Consider the following 19139-nt stretch of genomic DNA (forward strand, 5'->3'; position numbering starts at 1 on the left):
GCTATTGCGCAAGAGCGACAGCGAATCGGTGAACCGCTATCCTTTCGCCGTCGCTCAACCGGAACCCACAATAATGACCAGCAAAACCGCAAACCCACGAGGCAGGCGTAAAAAAACCGCTGGCGAAGATGCAAAGAGCCCACTGAACAAAGACGCCATCATCACCGCCGCCCTGGCGTTGATCGATCGCGAAGGCCTGGACAAATGCAGCCTGCGCAACCTGGCCAGCAGCCTGGGTGTGTACCCGACGGCCATCTATTGGTACGTCTCATCACGCGAGTTGTTGTTGAGTGAAGTGCTGGCCAAAGTCCTGGAACACGTTGCGCCAGAGCCTCAGGAGCGGCGCTGGCAGGACTACCTGCGTGCGGCGATGGTCAACTGCCATGATGCCGTGCACCAGCATCCGAACATCGCGCCGTTGTTGGGTTCGCAATTGGTGTCCAACGCCAGCACCGACTTCACGTTGGTCGAGGGTGTGTTGGCAGCACTGCAACAAGCGGGTTTCAGCGGCCCTTCCCTGGCCGCCGCCTACAATACGTTTATCGCTGCTCTTACCGGTTTCACGACGCTGGAGTACGCGCCATTGCCGGATAATACCGAGGCATGGCAATGCCAAGTGCAGGAGAAGCTGCGGGCCATCGATGCAGAACAGCACCCCACGCTCGCGCAGAATATGGACCAACTGAGCAATCGCGGTTTCAGCCTGCGCTGGCAAAATGGCGTGCACGCGGCGCTGGATGAGAGCTTCACGTTCTACGTCGACACCCTCCTCTGCGGCCTGGAAACCCTGGCTGCCCGCCGCTGAAAATTCGCACAGCAAAACCAGACACACCACCAATTGTACGTCGTACAATTTGTCGCTACAGTCCGCCACGCAAGAGCACCCCATGACCCGAATAACAACAACGTCAGAGGTCTTTTATCGTGGCGACTGGATTCAACGACGTGGCCCAGGGGCAACTGCTCTGGCAGCCCTCCCCTGAGCTTCTTCAACACGCTTGCCTCACTCACTACCTGAGTTGGCTGAGGCACGAACGCAAGCTCAGATTCGCCGATTACCACCCGCTATGGCAGTGGTCCGTCGATGAGCCGGAAGCGTTCTGGCAATCGATCTGGGATCATTTTCACATTCAGGCCAGTAGCCCTCACCAAGCGGTGCTGGGTGACCGTGCGATGCCCGGTGCGCAGTGGTTTCCCGGTGCGCGACTGAATTTTGCCGAACACATTCTGCGCAATGAACGCGAAGGCGACGCACTGCTCTACCAGAGTGAAACGGTTGCCTTGCAAGGCCTGCCGTGGAGTGACTTCGCCCGTCAGGTTCGCACCCTGGCGACCTACCTACGGGAAGTGGGCGTGATGCCGGGTGATCGAGTGGTGGCTTATTTGCCAAATGTTCCCGAGGCGATGATCGCGCTGTGTGCCTGTGCGGCCATCGGTGCGGTCTGGGCCAGTTGCTCGCCGGATTTCGGTGCGGAGGGCGTGCTGGACCGGGTGCGGCAATTGTCGCCGAAGGTGCTGTTGGCGGTGGACGGTTATCGCTATGGCGGCAAGGCGTTTGATCGACGCGAACAGGTCCGGCACATTGCCCGCGAGCTGGGCAGTATCGAACACGTCATCGTGCTGCCAGCGCTGTTTCCCGATGAACCGCTGACGGTTGCCAACGCCATCGATTGGCGCGCCTTGCTCCGGCGGCCTACGGTGCCCGCTGCCGATTTCCACTGCGAACAATTGCCCTTCGATCATCCGTTATGGGTGCTGTTTTCTTCCGGCACGACTGGCTTGCCCAAAGCCATCGTACACAGCCATGGCGGGATACTTCTGGAGCAACTGAAGGCACTGCATCTACACCTGGATTTTCGCCCCGGTGATACAGCATTCATCTTCACCACCACAGGCTGGATGATGTGGAACACCTTGTTCAGCGCCCTGCTCTGCGGAGTACGGCCGGTGCTCTATGACGGCCATCCGACCTGGCCGAACATCGATACGCTGTGGCAGATCGTGCAGGACAGCCGCGCCAGCTTTTTCGGCACCAGCCCGACTTATATCGAGTTGATGAAACGCTACGACGTAGTGCCCCGTGAGCGCTTTGACCTGGGCGCGCTGCGCACCGTGATGCCGGTTGGCTCGCCGGTTTCGCCGCAGTGCAATGCCTGGTTTTACCGCAACCTCAAAACGGATATCTGGGTGACCACGGGCAGCGGGGGCACGGACATTTGCACGGGCCTGGTAAGCGGCGTGCCGACGCTGCCGGTGTATGCCGGTGAAATCCAGGCGCGCGCCCTGGGTGTGGCGGTTCATGCGCTTGATGAAAATGGTCGGCCGGTGGTTGAACAGGTTGGCGAGTTGGTGGTGACGTCGCCCATGCCGTCGATGCCGGTGTACTTTTGGGATGACACTGGGGGCGAGCGCTACCGCGAAAGCTATTTCCAACCCTGGCCAGGGGTGTGGCGCCATGGGGATTTTTTCTTGCTCAATGCCCGTGGCGGTTGCCAGGTGCTGGGGCGTTCGGACGCCACGCTGAACCGCTTTGGGGTGCGGATCGGTACAGCAGAAATCTACCGGGCATTGGAGCCCATCGCAGAAATCGACGATGCGCTGATCGTGAATCTGGACCTGCCCGAAGGCGGTTTTTTCATGCCGCTGTTTGTCCAACTGCGTCACGGCGCGGTGCTGGACGATGCCTTGCAGCAGCGCGTGCGTGAATGCCTGCGCCAGGCGTGTACGCCCCGGCATGTACCGGACCAGATCCTCGCGGTGCCGCTGATTCCCCTGACGCTGACCGGTAAAAAAATGGAAGTGCCGGTGCGCCGAATCCTGATGGGGCACGAGCCGCAAAACGTCGCCAACCTCAGCGCCATGCGCGATCCGCAGGCGCTGGCGTTTTTCATCGAATACGCCCGCCGGAGTCGTTAACCATGAAGGGCAACGCATTTATCGTCGGCGCCTACGAACATCCCACACGGCATGCGGTGGACCGCTCCCTCGCGCAATTGCACGCGGACGTGGCCCGCGGCGCCCTGGCGGATGCGGGGCTGAGCCTCAGCGACGTGGACGGCTACTTTTGCGCCGGCGACGTACCCGGTTGGGATGCTCCGGGTGTAGGGCCTTTTTCCATGGTCGAGTACCTGGGCATTCATCCTCGGCACTTGGAGACCACAGAAAGCTGGGGTTCGTCCTACCTGCATCACGTCGCCCAAGCTACACGCGCGATTGCCGACGGGCGCTGCACCGTCGCCCTGATCACCCAAGCCGGACGCCCGCGTGCCAGGCGCCAACGGCCGGACGCCAGCCACCTCGATCAGCCCCAAACCACCTGCGAAGGCCCCTTTGAAATGCCCTACGGCGCCGCCGTGACCAACCTGTACGCGATGTGCGCGATGCGCCATCAGTACGAGCACGGCACCACCGCCGAGCAACTGGCCTGGATCAAAGTCGCAGCGTCGCACCATGCACAGCACAACCCCCTGGCGATGTTGCGCAACATAGTGACGGTGGACGATGTGCTGAACTCACCGCTGATCGCCGCCCCGTTGCGACGCTTGGATTGTTGTGTGATCAGCGACGGCGGTGGCGCGTTGGTGGTGGTTCATCCGTCCATTGCGCAGGCACTCAAGCGGCCGCTGATTACACCCATCGGTGCAGGTTATTCACTCAGTCATCTGAACGGCGGCTACTTCGACCTGCTGGCTTCGGGCGCGGTGAAGTCTGGCGCCGATGCCTTCGCCGAGGCACGGCTCAAACCCAGCGACATCCGCTACGCCTCGCTGTACGACAGCTTCACCATCACCGTATTGATCCAGCTGGAAAACCTAGGCTTCTGCCCCCCCGGCGAGGGCGGTGCTTTCGTTGCCGACGGTAAATTGATCAGCGGCGTGGGCCCGTTGGCGATCAATACCGACGGTGGCGGGCTGTGCAACAACCACCCCGGCAATCGCGGCGGCATGGCCAGGCTGATAGAGGCTGTGCGTCAGTTACGTGGCGAGGCACACCCAGCGGTGCAAAGGCCTGACTGCGCGCTGGCCCTGGCCCACGGCACCGGTGGATTGCTGGGCTCACGGCATGGCAGCGCTACTCTCATTCTGGAGCGACTCTGATATGCACCTGACCTCACCGCACATCACCCCCGAAAGCGCGCCGTTCTGGGAAGCGGCCAACCGGGAGCAACTGCTGCTGCGCCGCTGCCTCGACACTGGCAAGGCCTTTTTCTACCCCCGCGACCACAGCCCTTTTACTGGCAGTGCAGCCACCGACTGGATCGTCGCCAGCGGCAACGCCACGTTGTACAGCTTCAGCTACAGCGGGCGAGACGATGAAGCGTATTGCATCGCCTACGTAACGCTCGACGAGGGACCGACAATGTTGTCCGTCATCGAGTGCGAGGACAGGCAACAGCTGCATATCGGGCAACGGCTTGAGGTGACCTTCGCGCCGACGCCCAATGGGCAAAAAATACCTGCCTTTCGATTGTCTCTTACAGGTTGACGGTAAGACACGCCACAGCCGATTTATCACCCGCCAACCACCCATTAATCTGTGCCCATGTTGAACGCAACGCCAAACCCACTTAAACAAAAAAGGATTCAACCATGAGCACGCCAACCTACAACCGCTTGAACAAAGACGACGCCGTAGTTCTACTGGTCGACCACCAGACCGGCCTGATCTCCCTGGTGCAAGACTTCTCCCCTAACGAGTTCAAGAACAACGTGCTCGCCCTGGCGGACCTGGCCAAGTTCTTCAACCTGCCGACCATCCTCACCACCAGCTTCGAACAAGGTCCCAACGGCCCGCTGGTGCCGGAGCTGAAAGAAATGTTCCCGGACGCGCCGTACATCGCTCGCCCTGGCCAGATCAATGCGTGGGACAACGAAGACTTCGTCAAGGCGATCAAGGCTACCGGCCGCAAGCAGATCATCATTGCCGGTGTGGTCACGGATGTGTGCGTCGCGTTCCCTACGTTGTCGGCACTGGCGGAAGGCTTTGATGTATTTGTGGTAACCGATGCCTCGGGCACGTTCAACACCACCGTGCAGCAGGCGGCGTGGAGCCGGATGACCCAAGCCGGTGCGCAGATGATGAACTGGTTCTCGGTGGCCTGTGAGCTGCATCGCGACTGGCGCAACGATATCGAAGGCCTGGGCAATCTGTTGTCCCAGCGTATTCCGAACTACCGCAACTTGATGAATGGTTACTCGGCGCTGACGGCGCGTAAGGACTAAGCCAACCGTTTCATTCAACAAGCCTGCCCTGAAAAGCAGGCTTTTTTCGTGGAGCTAGCAGTACGCCATTAGCACACTTGCCCTAATTGTTACTGTGCAGTCGCAACACTAAAGTCCTTCAGGTGTTTGAAGCCTCAAGGAAGAACTCAGTTGAATACGCTAACCAAGGCCGGACACTACCTGGCACTCCTGACAGCCTTACTGGCCAGTGCCACGTGGGCGCTCGCCGACGAGCAAGAACCTGTCGGCGACTGGTGGATCATCTACGGCAACGGCCGGGCGCATCAAAACGTGATGTATGTGGCCGACCGTACTTCCGTGGTGCGTTCGAACCATACCAAGGGCGCCCAGTTGGTGGCCGTCACTCTGGTGTATGAGGACCCGGGCAAGCCGATGATCGATGTGTACAACATCGAGGTGCAGTGCCCCACGCGCAAAGTGCGCTTCCTCAACGGGCAGTCGGTCGCGCAATTTTCCTACACGCTCAAGCACTTGAAGGTCTCCAAAACCTGGCAAACGCCCAAGGAGTTCTGGCGCGATCGCACGCTCGCGTTTGTCTGTGAACCGGGCAAGAGCAAAGACACGATCGCCATGGGCAAGATGACCCACCTGCAGATGATCCAGACCACCAAGGCCATGTTCCAGCAGTTGGGGCCGACTCAGGAGAAGAGTCAGATGATCGATGACCTCGACGATATGTTGGGCAACAAGCCCTGAACAGCACGCACCTACACGAAGGATTCACTATGCCTACATGGACAAGGCTGTTGCTGGCAGGACTCTTGTTACCTGCCACGCTTTTTATTAACGGCTGCCACCTGATTGCACAATCGCGCTGGGAAGGCAGGGATGCTCAGGAAGCGCTGAATTTATTCGGCAAACCCGACTCGATGAAAAAGCAGAACGGGCCCAGTGGCGAAACGCAGGTGGTGATGACTTGGTACAAGTCGTCTTCCTGGAACACCACCGAAGCCGCGGGAACTTCAATGAACCACACCGGAAACGGCATGGTTTATACGGAGTATTACCAGAGCGTTGGACACAGTTCGGATTGCAAGCTTGAGGCCACCGTAAACAAGGCCAAGAAGATCGTGCTGTTCAGGATTGAGGATGGCCGCATCCTCCATGGCAAGTGCATCAACATACCGTATGTGCCGGGGTATATTCCGCCAGGGTTCTAGGGCTCGCAGCCCTCTCGCACTCTAATCCGCCAGCTCCCGCTCGATCTGCTCAATGCTAGGCAAAACCGTTTGCAGCTCAGCGGGCAGCGACTCAACCAGTTGATATTCAGCCACACCCATCGGTCGGTTGTTGTCGCGCAATGCATATTCGGCGACGACTTCGTTTTTGCTCTTGCACAGCAGCAGGCCAATCGTTGGCCCATCTTGCGGGTGTTTGAGCTGGGCATCGACGGCCGCGAGATAAAAACTCAACTGCCCCAGGTGCTCGGGCTTGAACTTGCCCGCCTTCAGTTCGATCACCACGTAGCAGCGCAGCTTCAGGTGATAGAACAACAGGTCGACAAAGAATTCATCGCCCCCAACGTCGAGCAGCACTTGCTGGCCAACGAAGGCAAAACCGGCGCCCAGCTCCAACAAAAAATCAGTGACGTGTTTGATTAAGGCGTTTTCTATGTCGCGCTCGTGCGCGTCCAAACCCAGGCTGAGGAAATCAAAACGGTATGGGTCTTTCAGCGATTCGCGCGCTAAATCGGATTGAGGTTTGGGCAGATGGCTTTCGAAATTGCTGACGGCCTTGCCACTGCGCTCCAGCAATCGGCTTTCGATCTGCATGACCAACGTGTTGCGCGACCAGTTGTGTTCTATCGCCTGGGCGATGTACCAGCGGGGGGTTTCGGGACCGGGGAGTTTGTCCAGCAGCGCCAGTTGGTGATACCAAGGTAATTGTGCAAGCACCCCTTGCACAAATTCCGAGTCTGGCCACGCCTCAGCGAAAGCACGCATGTACTTAAGATTACGCGGTGAAAATCCCTTCATTTTGGGAAAGGCCGCACGCAAATCCTGGGCAAGACGATCAATGACTTTACTGCCCCAGCCCTGCTCAGCCTGGCGGGTCAAAATGTCCTGGCCGATCTGCCAGTAGAGCAGCACCAGTTCTCGGTTTACCGCCAGCGTTGCGCGCTGTTGCGCCGAATGGATGCGGCCTTTCAGGTCAGTCAACCAGTCGTTATAGCCCGCAGGCGGTTGGGTCAAGCCGATAGCGGTATCGCTCATGCCATTGCACTCTTGTGTGTTGAGGCAGGCTAGTCAGGGGCATGTGCTGTCACAAGGGGCCAGGAACGCTTCAGGAAGGGCCTTTCAACGGTTACAGAAACGTCCTGCTGGCCATTGCAGATCGGCGTATTGCGGCCCCACGCTTGACTCTCCCCTATACGGCAACCCTTACCCTGAAAGGCCATGTTCAGGACCTCTCCCATGACCCCGCGCACCTTGGTTATCCTCGGACACCCCTCCGCCACCAGCTTTTGTTCAGCCCTGGCCGAAACGTACGTCCACGCCGCAAAAGACGCCGGCCATGAGGTGCGCGTCTTACGCTTGGGCGACCTGGCTTTCGACCCCGTCTTGCACAACGGCTACTCCGAGGTCCAAGCCCTGGAGCCCGACCTGCTCAGTGCACAATCCGACATCCTTTGGGCCACCCATCTGACGTTCATTTTCCCAATCTGGTGGGGCGGCATCCCGGCCTTGATGAAAGGTTTTATCGACCGAACTTTCCTGCCCGGCTTTGCCTTCAAATACCGTGCTGGCAAGGCATTCCCTGACAAACTGTTGAAAGGCCGGACCGCGCACCTGTTGGTGACCCTGGACACGCCTGCGTGGTATTACCGCTGGTTCTATCGCATGCCGGGCATCCATCAGATGCGCAAGACCACGTTGGGGTTGTGTGGCATCAAGCCGATCAAGACGTTGCTGTTCGGGCCGGTACTGGGCTCTACTGCGGCGCAGCGGCACAGGTGGCTGAAACAAGCAGGCGCTTTACTGGGAAAAGGGAGTTTTCATGTACATCGGCAAAGCCGCGCAGTTGTCGGGCACAACGATCAAGGCAATTCGTCACTATGAGGCGATCGGGCTGCTGCCGGCGCCACAGCGTCTGGGCCAGTACCGGGTTTATTCGGCGCAAAGCGTTGAGCTGTTGATGTTTATCAAGTGCGCGCAGCAACTGGGCTTCAAGCTCAAGGAGTTGCAGGACATTCTCCGAGGCCATCAAGGCGACGCGTTGCCTTGGGACCGGGCGGACCAGGCTATCGCTGTCAAAAAACAGGAACTGGCCGTGCACATTGCCGAATTGCAGAAGATGCACATGGGATTGCTGGCATTTGAGGCACAGCTGAAGGATGCACAAGGACAGTGCTTGTCAGTAGCGCAGAGAACCTGACGGCTCATGAGCCGAATAATATGGCTAATCGGCTCATCAGATGAGCCGAATAATCCGCTTATTCGGCTCACACACCACGGCATCCTCCCCCGCTCATTTGCCCAGAATCCCCATGTCTGCTAGTGTCGCGCCGGTTTACCGTCTACCGGAATAGCCGCCATGGCCCGCAAAAAAGTTGCACTCGATTTCGAACAATCCCTCGCCGACCTGCAAACCCTGGTCGAGCGTCTGGAGAACGGCGAGTTGTCGCTGGAAGACTCGTTGACAGCGTTTGAGCAAGGTATCGGCCTGACCCGCGACTGCCAGAGCGCTTTGGCGCAGGCGGAACAGAAGGTCCAGGTATTGCTGGAACGTGACGGGGAGTTGGCCGAAGAGCCTTTCGATGCGGAACAGCCCGAATGATCGACGCGTATCAGGCCAGTAGCCAAGCCCGGGTCAATGCGGCGTTGGAACCTTTGTTTGTTGCGCCAAGCCCCGAACTCAAGCGTCTTTACGAAGCCATGCGCTACAGCGTGATGAATGGCGGCAAGCGCGTGCGCCCGTTGCTGGCCTATGCGGCCTGTGAAGCCTTGGGCGCGCCGGCCGAACAGGCGAATGGCGCGGCGTGTGCGGTGGAGTTGATTCACGCCTATTCGTTGGTGCATGACGATTTGCCGGCGATGGACGACGATGATTTGCGTCGCGGCCAGCCGACCACCCACAAAGCGTTTGATGAAGCGTGCGCGATCCTCGCCGGTGACGGCCTGCAAAGCCTGGCGTTCAGCGCACTGCTGGACCCGGCGCTGAGCAGCGTCAACGCCGACATCCGTCTGCGTATGGTTACCGCCCTGGCCGTGGCTGCAGGGCCCGCCGGTATGGTCGGTGGCCAAGCCATCGACCTCGGTTCGGTGGGCCAGAAGCTTGATCAACACGCCCTGGAATACATGCACCGACACAAGACCGGCGCCTTGATCGAAGCCGCCGTGCACTTGGGCGCCCTTGCCAGTGGGCGGGCCGAAGCCCCTAAATTGGCGGCGCTGAAGACCTACGCGCTGGCCGTTGGCCTGGCGTTCCAGGTGCAGGACGACATTCTCGACGTAGAAAGTGACACCGCCACCCTGGGCAAGCGCCAAGGCGCCGATATCGCACGGGACAAACCGACTTATCCTGCGCTGCTAGGGCTGGAATCGGCCAAGGCTTATGCCTTGGAACTGCGCGACCAGGCCCTGGACGCCCTGCGACCTTTCGACGCGGCGGCCGAGCCACTGCGTGACTTGGCGCGGTATATCGTCGAACGCCGGCACTGATTACAGCGGCCATTTCAGCCGCATATCGGCCAAGTTCGGCGCTCTGCGTGGGCAGTTTGCGATGCTTGAGGTAAACTGCCGCCTCTTCTATACCTATAACGATTCGCCTGATGCCCACGACGTTTCAAGAGATTCCCCGCAAGCGCCCGTCCACGCCCCTGCTCGACCGTGCTGCCACGCCGGACGGCCTGCGTCGGTTGGGTGAAGCCGAGCTGGAAACCCTGGCCGATGAGTTGCGCCTGGAATTGCTCTACACGGTCGGCCAGACCGGTGGGCATTTTGGTGCTGGCCTGGGCGTCATCGAGCTGACCATCGCCCTGCACTACGTGTTCGACACCCCGGACGACCGGCTGGTGTGGGACGTGGGCCATCAGGCGTATCCGCATAAAATCCTTACGGGGCGCCGCGAGCAAATGGGCACCCTGCGCCAGAAGGACGGCGTTGCTGCCTTCCCGCGTCGCTCCGAGAGCGAGTACGACACCTTTGGCGTCGGCCATTCCAGCACCTCCATCAGTGCAGCGCTGGGCATGGCGATTGCCGCCCGTCTGCAAGGCAGCGATCGCAAGGCGATTGCCGTGATTGGTGATGGCGCGCTGACTGCCGGCATGGCCTTCGAAGCGCTGAACCATGCGCCGGAAGTGGACGCCAACATGCTGGTGATCCTCAACGACAACGACATGTCGATCTCGCGCAATGTCGGTGGCCTGTCCAACTACCTGGCAAAAATCCTCTCCAGCCGCACTTACGCCAGCATGCGCGAAGGCAGCAAGAAGGTGCTCTCGCGCCTGCCCGGCGCGTGGGAAATTGCCCGGCGCACCGAAGAATACGCCAAGGGCATGCTGGTGCCTGGCACCCTGTTTGAAGAGCTGGGCTGGAACTACATCGGCCCTATCGACGGCCACGACCTGCCGACCCTGATTGCCACGCTGCGCAACATGCGTGACCTCAAGGGCCCGCAGTTCCTGCACATCGTCACCAAGAAAGGCAAAGGCTTTGCCCCGGCAGAAGTCGACCCGATCGGCTATCACGCAATCACCAAGCTGGAACCGCTGGACGCCCCCGCCGCTGCGCCGAAAAAAGCCAGCGGGCCTAAGTATTCCGGTGTGTTTGGCGAATGGCTGTGCGACATGGCCGCCGCCGACCCGCGCCTGGTGGGCATTACTCCGGCGATGAAGGAAGGCTCCGACCTGGTGGCGTTCAGCGAACGTTTCCCGCTGCGCTACTTTGACGTGGCGATTGCCGAGCAGCACGCAGTTACATTCGCCGCCGGCATGGCCTGTGAAGGCGCCAAGCCGGTAGTAGCGATCTACTCGACGTTCCTGCAACGCGGTTACGACCAGTTGGTGCATGACGTAGCGGTGCAAAACCTAGACGTGCTGTTTGCCATCGACCGCGCCGGTTTGGTCGGCGAAGACGGCCCGACCCACGCGGGCAGCTTCGACTTGTCCTACTTGCGCTGCATCCCCGGCATGCTGGTGATGACGCCGAGCGACGAAAACGAATTGCGCAAGATGCTCAGCACCGGCCATCTGTACAACGGCCCGGCGGCCGTGCGCTACCCTCGCGGCAATGGCCCGAATGCCGTGATCGAAAAAGACCTGGAGCCGATCGAGATCGGCAAAAGCATCGTGCGTCGCCAGGGCAGCAAGACCGCGTTCCTAGTGTTTGGCGTGCAGCTGGCCGAGGCCCTGAAAGTCGCCGAGAAGATCGACGCGACCGTGGTCGACATGCGTTTCGTCAAACCACTGGATGAAGCCTTGGTGCGCGAGATCGCCGGTAGCCACGAGCTGCTGGTGACCGTCGAAGAAAACGCCATCATGGGCGGCGCCGGTGCGGCGGTCAGCGAGTTCCTGGCACGGGAGAATATCCTCAAGTCAGTGCTGCACCTGGGCTTGCCGGATGTGTACGTCGAACACGCCAAGCCGGCGCAGATGCTGGCGGAGTGCGGGTTGGATGAGGCCGGGATTGAGGCTTCGGTGCGCGAGCGCATGGCACTCCTGAACCTGTAAACAACATTCAAATGTGGGAGCTGGCTTGCCTGCGATAGCATCACCTCGGTTACGCTGACAGACCGAGGTGCCTGCATCGCAGGCAAGCCAGCTCCCACATTGGTTTGCATTGTTTTTAAATGCCATGGACAGCCAATGAAACGCCTTCGCTATGCCTTGCCCCTTTTCCTTCTGCCTGCCACCGACCTGCTCGCAGACAGCCGCGACGACGCCCTGAAACTCCCCAACGTCGTCATCAGCGCCAACCGCCAGGTGCAGGCGCGCAACGACAGCAGCGCCGCCAACAGCGTGTTTACCCGCGATGACATCGATCGCCTGCAACCCACCAGCCTCACCGACCTGCTCAGCCGCGTTCCTGGCGTGCAAATAGCACCGACTGGCGGCCGCGGCAGCCTGCCCGGCATCTATATGCGTGGCACCAAATCCGCACAGAGCCTGGTGCTGGTGGACGGTCAGCGCATCGCCAATACCACCTCCGGTGACAGCGGCTTGCAGTACCTGAACGTCGACCAGATTGAACGGGTGGAAGTGCTGCGCGGTTCACGCTCAGTGATCTACGGCAGCGATGCCATTGGCGGGGTGATCCAGGTGTTTACCCGGCGTAATACCGAGCAAGGCCTGCAACCACGCCTCAAGCTCGGTTTCGGCAGCAACCAGACCTGGGAGCGTAGCCTTGGCCTGTCCGGCGGTGATGAGCACACCCGTTTCAACCTCGGCGCGAGCCTGGATGAAACCGCGGGCATCAACTCGACGCACACGTCATTCCCAAGCGATGGCGACCACGACGCCTACCGCAACCAGTCACTCAGCCTGAACCTGAGCCATTCCTTCAGCGATGAGCTAGAGGCCGGTTTCAACCTGTTGGATAACCGTGGCAAATCGGAGTACGACAACAGCTTCGGCCGCTACGACGTCGCCACCGGGCAAACGCTTGGGCAAAAGCCCTACACCGACTACGCGGTGAGCAGCGCCAGCGGCTATGTCGATGCCAGGCTCAACGAGCGCTGGCAATCGCGCCTGGAGCTGGGCCATAGCGAGAACCGCGACACCAAGCGCGACACCCTCAGCGATGACTTCAGCGTGTTCAACACGTACCGCGACTCGGTCAACTGGCAGAACGACCTGACGCTGAATGACCAGAACAGCCTGATTCTCGGCGGCGACTGGTACGAAGACCGCTTCCACGGCTCCACCACCTTTACCGAAAACAGCCGCTGGAACCGTGCAGCTTTTGTGCAACATCGGTTCCACGGCGAATGGTTTTCCACCGAGTTGGGGATACGGCGCGACCAGAACCAGCAATTTGGCGGGCAGAACAGCTGGAGCGGCACCGTCACCGTGCCGGTCAACCCCGACAACGACGTGCTGCTGAGCTACAGCGAAGGCTTTCGTGCGCCGACCTTCAACGACCTGTATTACCCGGATACGAAGTACAGCAACCCCAACCTGCAGCCCGAAACCTCGAAAAGCTACGAGCTGCAATGGCGCAGCCAGTTGAGCGACAGCACGCGCCTGGAGGCCTCGCTGTACCGCACCGACTTGAGCGACGCGATCATTCTCGACAGTAACAGCAAGCCCCAAAACGTGGCGTCGACGCGCATCGATGGCGTTGAGGCCGCGCTGAAGCAAGAGCTGTTTGGGTGGCAGGGCAACCTGGGGCTTGCGGTCATCGACCCGCGCGACCGTGACAGCGGCCACACCCTGGCCCGACGGGCGCGGCGTACGTTGAGCCTGGATCTGGATCGGCAGTTCGACAAACTGGGGGTAGGTGCCAGTTGGCAGGCCATCAGCAGCAGCTATGACGATGAAGACAACACACACCGCCTTGGCGGGTATGCCTTGCTGGGATTGCGCAGCAGTTGGGCGTTGAATCGGGAAGTGGCGTTGTCGCTGAAGGTCGATAATCTGTTGGACAAGTCGTATGCACGGGCGCGTTACAGCTATAACGACCCGGGGTTCTTGAACAATCAGGATTACCGTGAAGAAGGCCGGGTGTGGATGGTTGGGGTTACCTGGACACCTGAGATCTGAGTGGGCCGTACAGGCCTCATCGCAGGCAAGCCAGCTCCCACATTTGGAATGCGTTTCCCTGTGGGAGCTGGCTTGCCTGCGATAGCGGTGTCACAGGTCAGGTGCAATCACCTGACACAACCTCGCCACCGCCTCCAACATCTGCCCACTGGGCCGCTCCAGGCCTTTGTCCGGAACCACCCGCACCCGCGTCGCCATCGACGGCCAGACCTTCCAGGCCTCCTTCTGCGCCTGATCCCCCACCAGAATCAACTCGGGATCACGCTGCAACACCGACTCGATATTCACCTGCGGCGCGGGCAGCGTGAGGTCGTCAAACACATTGCGCGTGCCGCACACACTCAAGGCATCACTGATGATCTGCCCGCCGCCCACGGTGTACAGCGGCTGGTTCCACACTTGGTAGAACACCCGCAACGGTTCGGCCCGCTGATAACGCTGACGCAGTTCGGCCAGGCGCTGGCGCAACTGTGCAGCCAACTGCCGACCGGCTTCAGGCCGACCTAATTGTTCGGCGATGGCCTGCACTTGGGTGGTGAGTTGTTCAAGGCTGTGGGGTTCGGCGACGTACACCGGAATGTTCAGGCGCTGCAACTGCTCACGCTGGGCCGGGCCGACACTGCCGGGCCACAGCAGGATCAGGTCGGGCTTGAGACTGAGCAGGCGCTCCATGTCCAGTTGGCCGTAACGCCCCACCGACGGTACTTGCGCCAAGGCTGCCGGGCGATCGCCGCCGTCGAGCACGCCCACCAGCAGGTCGGCAGCGCCCAGTTCAGCGACGATTTCAGACAGCGATGGCGCCAGGCTGATCACGCGTTCGGCAGCCAACGCCTGGGCACTCAATGCCAGCAGCAGGAACGCCAGCCAGTGACACCTCATCCCAATTGACGGGGGATGCGGTAGAGGTAAAACAGCACGAGTGTCGATAGCACCAGCAGGAACAGCGGCACGGCTTCAAGGCCGACAAACACCGCCAACGCACCGATCCAGGCTGGCACGGCGGCAACCAGCAACGCCGCGCGCCGACGCGCCGCCAAGGTAATCCAGGCAGCCGGTTCTTCGGGGGTATCGAGGGCTTTGGAGGTCGCGATCAACGCATGTTTATAGCCGTTGAAGTAGCGCAGGCTGAGGAACATCGAGGCCACGCCGGCAATAAAGAACGGCATGGCGAGCACCGGCAGCAAGGACTGGGCCTTGCCAAATACCAGGTTGATCACGAACAAAGGGAGCAGCGCCAGCGCCAGGTACTGCCACCAATTGAAGGACAGTCGCCGTTTCACCTGGCCACGAGTCACGCGCGGTCGACCTCGCCCTGGTGCTCGTTGCCCATCATGTGGTCGAGCTTGCTGGCCTTGGTGGCCAGGTAGAGCTTGTTATGCGGGTTGTGCCCGGTGTGCAACGGCACGCGCTCGGCAACGGTGATGCCCATTTCGGTCAAGGCTTTGACCTTGCGCGGGTTATTGGTCATCAGGCGCAGGGATTTGACGCCCAGATACTCCAACATCGGCAGGCAGATCGCGTAGTCACGCTGATCGGCGGCGAAGCCCAGGCGCTCGTTGGCCTCCACGGTATCGGCACCGCCATCTTGCAGCTCGTAGGCGCGGATCTTGTTCATCAGGCCAATGCCGCGGCCTTCCTGACGCAAGTACAGCAGCACGCCACGGCCTTCGCGCGCGATAGCTCGCATAGCCGCTTCAAGTTGCGAACCGCAGTCGCAACGCTGGCTGAACAGTGCATCGCCGGTCAGGCATTCGGAGTGCACACGCCCAAGCACCGGCGCGCCATCCGCGATATCGCCCAGGCTAAGCACAACGTGCTCGCGCCCGGTGGCTTCTTCAAGAAAGCCGCTCATGGTGAACGTGGCAAAAGGGGTAGGCAGCTTGGAAGCGGCGACGAAAACGATGGGCACCATGTGCTCCTGATTTCAGTTTTTACAGAGGCAGCCATTGTAACAGCACGTTCCTACAGACGCTTAAGCTGAATTATCGCTGATAAAGATCAATCGGTTTGATTGGCCTTTGTTCTGCTTCTATGCAGCGCTGCTATTCACGCGTCTCGCGAAAGTGTTGATAGCCACGGATGGCGGGGGTGATGTCCTGTCCGTTAGCGTCGAGCAGCGTCACGCCCTGTCCCGCCTCGACTCGGCCGATCACATGGATCGGCCAGCCGGCGGCCTGCAGCGGCGCCAATTCGGCGGATGGCAGGGTAAACGCCAGCACGTAGTCGTCGCCCCCGCTCAACGCCGCCACGCGTGCCTGGTCATCGCCGACAAACGCCAGCAGCGCCCCGGACAAGGGCAACTGTTGACGCTCGATCAGCAGGCTGACAGACGAAGCCTTGGCGATATGCCCGCAATCGGCCAGAAGCCCGTCGGAAATATCCATCGCGGACGTCGCCTTGCCGCGCAGTGCCAGGCCCAAGGCCAACTGCGGTTGTGGCGACCAGTAATGCGCCAGCAACGGCTCGGCGATGGCCGCGTCAGCGCTGCGCTGCCCCAACACCAGCGGCAAGGCCCCGGCGGCATTACCCAGCTCGCCGCCGACACACAGCAGGTCACCCGGCCGCGCACCGCTGCGGGTCAAGGCTTGCCCGGCCGGCACACGACCAAACACGGTCAGGGTCAGGCTGAGGGGCCCGCGTGTGGTATCGCCGCCCACCAGGCCCACGCCGCAGCGTTGCGCCATGAGGTTCAAACCCAGGGCATAGGGTTGCAGCCAATCGGCATCAACCGTCGGCGTGGTAAGGGCAAGGGTAAACGCGAGGGGGTTGGCGCCCATGGCAGCCAGGTCGCTCACCGCCACCGCCAACGAGCGTTGGCCGAGCAGGAAGGGGTCGCAGGGGTCCGAAAAGTGCACCCCGGCCACCAATGTATCGGTAGAAATTGCCAGTTGCTCCCCGGCAGGGAGCGCCAGCAAAGCGCAGTCGTCGCCGATCCCCAAGGCAATGCCTTCGCCGCCTTGCGCACAAGGCGCGGCGGCGAAGTAGTTGCGGATCAGCTCAAACTCGCCCACAGGACTCAAGCGCCGGTTAGCGCTTGTACGCCTTCACTTCGGCTTCACGCAGGCGCGGGGCCAGCTTGTCGAGCACGCCGTTGACGAACTTGTGGCCGTCGGTCGAACCGTAGACTTTCGCCAGTTCGATGCCTTCGTTGATCACTACGCGGTACGGCACATCGACGCGATACAGCAGTTCCCAGGTGGACAGGCGCATCACGCACAGTTCAACCGGGTCCAGTTCTTCGATGGTCAGGTCCAGGCAAGGTGCCAGGGCCGTGTCGATCTCGCTCAGGTGCGCATACACACCGTGCAGGATGTCGTGGAAGTACGGCAGGTCGGCGAAGGTGAAATCGTTGTCGACGCGAAACTGCGCTTCGATTTCGTTCAGCGAGGCGCCCGCCATCTGACGCTGATACAGCGCCTGGGTGGCCAGTTGACGAGCAGCGCGACGCTTCTCGTTCTTAGACGGCTTACCGGCGTCGGCTGGACGCTCGTCGCGTGGGTTGAAACGATCGCTCTCGTCGGAAATCACTTGGCCTCCAACTGCGACAGCAGGCTGACCATTTCCAGGGCGGACAGGGCAGCTTCAGCGCCTTTGTTACCGGCCTTGGTGCCGGAACGCTCGATGGCTTGCTCGATGGAATCAACGGTCAGTACGCCGAAGGCGACCGGCACGCCGAACTCCATGGACACCTGGGCCAGGCCCTTGGTGCATTCGCCAGCCACGTATTCGAAGTGCGGAGTACCGCCACGAATGACCGCGCCCAGGGCGATGATGGCCGCGTATTCACCCTGTTGAGCAACTTTTTGCGCAACCAGTGGAATTTCGAAGGCGCCAGGGGCACGGATAAGGGTGATATCGCTTTCGCTCACACCGTGGCGAACCAGGGCGTCCACGGCACCGCTCACCAGGCTTTCAACCACGAAGCTGTTGAAGCGGCCAACTACCAGGGCGTAGCGGCCTTTGGGGGCGATGAAGGTACCTTCGATGGTCTTCAGGGTCATTCGACAAATCTCTTAAAGAGCCGGGACGCGTGTATGACGCGCCCCTTAGTGATATTTGAACCGCAAACAAGGGGCGACAATCGCCGGCCTTTATTCGGAGGGCACGTATTCTACTACTTCCAGGTCGAAACCGGATATCGCATTAAATTTCATGGGTGCACTCATCAAGCGCATTTTGCGCACGCCCAGATCACGCAGGATCTGCGAACCGGCACCGACGATGCTATAGGTGGTCGGTTTTTTCACCGCCACGTGGTCAGCCGTTTCGCGGATATGCGCCAGCAATACATCGCCGTCGACCGGATTACCCAGCAACAACACCACACCGCTACCCGCCTCGGAGACCGCAGCCATGGCGGCGCGCAGGCTCCAACGGCCCGGTTGCTTGACCATCAGCAGGTCACGCAGCGGGTCCATGTTGTGCACGCGCACCAAGGTTGGTTCGTCTGCACAGATGGTGCCCAGGGTCAGGGCCATGTGCACGTCGCCTTCCACTGAATCACGGTAGGTCACCAAATTGAATTGGCCCAGTTCGCTGTCCAGTGGCTGCTCGGCAATCCGCTGAACGGTACGTTCGTGGATCATCCGGTAGTGAATCAGGTCGGCAATGGTGCCGACCTTGATGTTGTGTTCGGCGGCAAAGGCTTCCAGTTCAGCACGACGGGCCATGGTGCCGTCGTCGTTCATCACTTCGCAGATCACCCCGCTCGGCTCGAAACCGGCCATGCGCGCCAGGTCGCAGGCGGCTTCAGTATGACCGGCGCGAGCCAGGGTGCCACCCGGTTGGGCCATCAGTGGGAAGATGTGACCTGGGCTGACAATGTCTTCGGCCTTGGCGTCTTTCGCGGCGGCAGCTTGTACGGTGCGCGCGCGGTCAGCGGCGGAAATCCCGGTGGTGACGCCCGTGGTAGCTTCAATCGATACGGTGAACTTGGTGCCAAAACCCGAACCGTTGCGCGGCGCCATTAATGGCAGCTTGAGCAACTCGCAGCGCTCGCGGCTCATGGGCATGCAGATCAGCCCGCGGGCGTGCTTGGCCATGAAGTTGATGTGCTCAGCCTGGCAGGCCTCGGCGGCCATGATGATGTCGCCTTCGTTCTCGCGGTCTTCGTCATCCATCAGGATGACCATCTTGCCTTGGCGGATGTCTTCAACCAGTTCTTCGATGCTATTGAGCGCCACGTGGCACCCCCT

At 60.6% G+C, this 19139-nt stretch carries 21 protein-coding genes; 13 read left to right on the forward strand and 8 right to left on the reverse strand.

The window, feature by feature from the left end; genetic code table 11:
• Positions 1 to 73 precede the first annotated feature (73 nt).
• The 7 genes from HU722_RS26220 to HU722_RS26250 all read left to right on the forward strand — a co-directional run bounded on the left by HU722_RS26220 (position 74) and on the right by HU722_RS26250 (position 6403).
• Positions 74 to 805 (forward strand): TetR/AcrR family transcriptional regulator C-terminal domain-containing protein, encoded by a 732-nt coding sequence (locus HU722_RS26220; protein ID WP_065873705.1) that lies wholly within the window; start codon positions 74 to 76, stop codon positions 803 to 805.
• A 119-nt stretch (positions 806 to 924) separates the two neighbouring features.
• On the forward strand, positions 925 to 2916 hold the full coding sequence (locus HU722_RS26225) for an acetoacetate--CoA ligase (protein ID WP_065891186.1): 1992 nt from the start codon (positions 925 to 927) through the stop codon (positions 2914 to 2916).
• Positions 2917 to 2918: 2 nt separating this feature from the next.
• Entirely contained in the window at positions 2919 to 4097 is a 1179-nt protein-coding gene (locus tag HU722_RS26230; protein ID WP_065873707.1) for a thiolase family protein, read from the forward strand.
• Position 4098: 1 nt separating this feature from the next.
• A complete protein-coding gene (locus HU722_RS26235; RefSeq protein WP_065873708.1) occupies positions 4099 to 4485 on the forward strand; it encodes a Zn-ribbon domain-containing OB-fold protein in 387 nt (128 codons plus the stop codon).
• Between the two features lie 104 nt (positions 4486 to 4589).
• On the forward strand, positions 4590 to 5222 hold the full coding sequence (gene ycaC, locus HU722_RS26240) for an isochorismate family cysteine hydrolase YcaC (protein ID WP_049711340.1): 633 nt from the start codon (positions 4590 to 4592) through the stop codon (positions 5220 to 5222).
• A 150-nt stretch (positions 5223 to 5372) separates the two neighbouring features.
• Positions 5373 to 5939 (forward strand): hypothetical protein, encoded by a 567-nt coding sequence (locus HU722_RS26245; RefSeq protein ID WP_065891187.1) that lies wholly within the window; start codon positions 5373 to 5375, stop codon positions 5937 to 5939.
• Between the two features lie 29 nt (positions 5940 to 5968).
• Positions 5969 to 6403 (forward strand): hypothetical protein, encoded by a 435-nt coding sequence (locus HU722_RS26250; RefSeq protein ID WP_065873710.1) that lies wholly within the window; start codon positions 5969 to 5971, stop codon positions 6401 to 6403.
• Positions 6404 to 6424: 21 nt separating this feature from the next.
• Here the strand turns inward: HU722_RS26250 and HU722_RS26255 are convergent, their stop codons facing one another.
• Complete coding sequence (locus tag HU722_RS26255) at positions 6425 to 7456, reverse strand: PDDEXK nuclease domain-containing protein (RefSeq protein WP_065891188.1); 1032 nt, start codon at positions 7454 to 7456, stop codon at positions 6425 to 6427.
• A 201-nt stretch (positions 7457 to 7657) separates the two neighbouring features.
• Here HU722_RS26255 and HU722_RS26260 point away from each other — a divergent pair, with 201 nt between their 5' ends.
• The 6 genes from HU722_RS26260 (at position 7658) to HU722_RS26285 (ending at position 13944) form a co-directional block, all read left to right on the forward strand.
• Positions 7658 to 8302, forward strand: coding sequence for an NAD(P)H-dependent oxidoreductase (locus tag HU722_RS26260; RefSeq protein WP_065881127.1), 645 nt, complete (start codon positions 7658 to 7660; stop codon positions 8300 to 8302).
• Positions 8241 to 8618 carry a MerR family transcriptional regulator gene (locus HU722_RS26265; protein WP_065891189.1) on the forward strand — a complete coding sequence of 126 codons (378 nt, stop codon included), beginning with the start codon at positions 8241 to 8243 and terminating at the stop codon, positions 8616 to 8618. Before HU722_RS26260 ends, HU722_RS26265 begins: the two co-directional genes overlap by 62 nt.
• 159 nt (positions 8619 to 8777) lie before the next feature.
• Positions 8778 to 9020: an exodeoxyribonuclease VII small subunit gene (locus tag HU722_RS26270; protein ID WP_003176346.1), complete on the forward strand. Its 243-nt coding sequence runs from the start codon at positions 8778 to 8780 to the stop codon at positions 9018 to 9020.
• Positions 9017 to 9904 carry a (2E,6E)-farnesyl diphosphate synthase gene (gene ispA, locus HU722_RS26275; RefSeq protein WP_065873714.1) on the forward strand — a complete coding sequence of 296 codons (888 nt, stop codon included), beginning with the start codon at positions 9017 to 9019 and terminating at the stop codon, positions 9902 to 9904. Before HU722_RS26270 ends, ispA begins: the two co-directional genes overlap by 4 nt.
• Before the next feature lie 110 nt (positions 9905 to 10014).
• A complete protein-coding gene (gene dxs / locus HU722_RS26280) occupies positions 10015 to 11913 on the forward strand; it encodes a 1-deoxy-D-xylulose-5-phosphate synthase (protein ID WP_065873715.1) in 1899 nt (632 codons plus the stop codon).
• A 135-nt stretch (positions 11914 to 12048) separates the two neighbouring features.
• Positions 12049 to 13944 (forward strand): TonB-dependent receptor domain-containing protein, encoded by a 1896-nt coding sequence (locus tag HU722_RS26285; RefSeq protein WP_065891190.1) that lies wholly within the window; start codon positions 12049 to 12051, stop codon positions 13942 to 13944.
• A gap of 90 nt (positions 13945 to 14034) precedes the next feature.
• Here HU722_RS26285 and HU722_RS26290 read toward each other — a convergent pair whose 3' ends face one another.
• From HU722_RS26290 to ribBA, 7 genes are all read right to left on the reverse strand, one after another.
• Complete coding sequence (locus HU722_RS26290) at positions 14035 to 14823, reverse strand: cobalamin-binding protein (RefSeq protein ID WP_065873717.1); 789 nt, start codon at positions 14821 to 14823, stop codon at positions 14035 to 14037.
• Positions 14820 to 15239 (reverse strand): MFS transporter, encoded by a 420-nt coding sequence (locus HU722_RS26295; RefSeq protein WP_065891191.1) that lies wholly within the window; start codon positions 15237 to 15239, stop codon positions 14820 to 14822. Before HU722_RS26295 ends, HU722_RS26290 begins: the two co-directional genes overlap by 4 nt.
• Positions 15236 to 15853, reverse strand: coding sequence for a GTP cyclohydrolase II (ribA, locus tag HU722_RS26300; protein WP_065873737.1), 618 nt, complete (start codon positions 15851 to 15853; stop codon positions 15236 to 15238). Before ribA ends, HU722_RS26295 begins: the two co-directional genes overlap by 4 nt.
• 133 nt (positions 15854 to 15986) lie before the next feature.
• Positions 15987 to 16955: a thiamine-phosphate kinase gene (gene thiL / locus HU722_RS26305; RefSeq protein ID WP_186754940.1), complete on the reverse strand. Its 969-nt coding sequence runs from the start codon at positions 16953 to 16955 to the stop codon at positions 15987 to 15989.
• Between the two features lie 16 nt (positions 16956 to 16971).
• Positions 16972 to 17472, reverse strand: coding sequence for a transcription antitermination factor NusB (nusB, locus tag HU722_RS26310; RefSeq protein ID WP_065873720.1), 501 nt, complete (start codon positions 17470 to 17472; stop codon positions 16972 to 16974).
• Positions 17469 to 17945, reverse strand: coding sequence for a 6,7-dimethyl-8-ribityllumazine synthase (ribH, locus tag HU722_RS26315; protein WP_003194576.1), 477 nt, complete (start codon positions 17943 to 17945; stop codon positions 17469 to 17471). The genes nusB and ribH overlap by 4 nt, the downstream gene beginning before the upstream one ends.
• A gap of 90 nt (positions 17946 to 18035) precedes the next feature.
• Complete coding sequence (gene ribBA, locus HU722_RS26320; RefSeq protein WP_065873721.1) at positions 18036 to 19127, reverse strand: bifunctional 3,4-dihydroxy-2-butanone-4-phosphate synthase/GTP cyclohydrolase II; 1092 nt, start codon at positions 19125 to 19127, stop codon at positions 18036 to 18038.
• Positions 19128 to 19139: the final 12 nt, after the last annotated feature.

The organism is Pseudomonas tritici, from assembly GCF_014268275.3.
GTDB classification, from domain to species: Bacteria; Pseudomonadota; Gammaproteobacteria; order Pseudomonadales; family Pseudomonadaceae; genus Aquipseudomonas; species Aquipseudomonas tritici.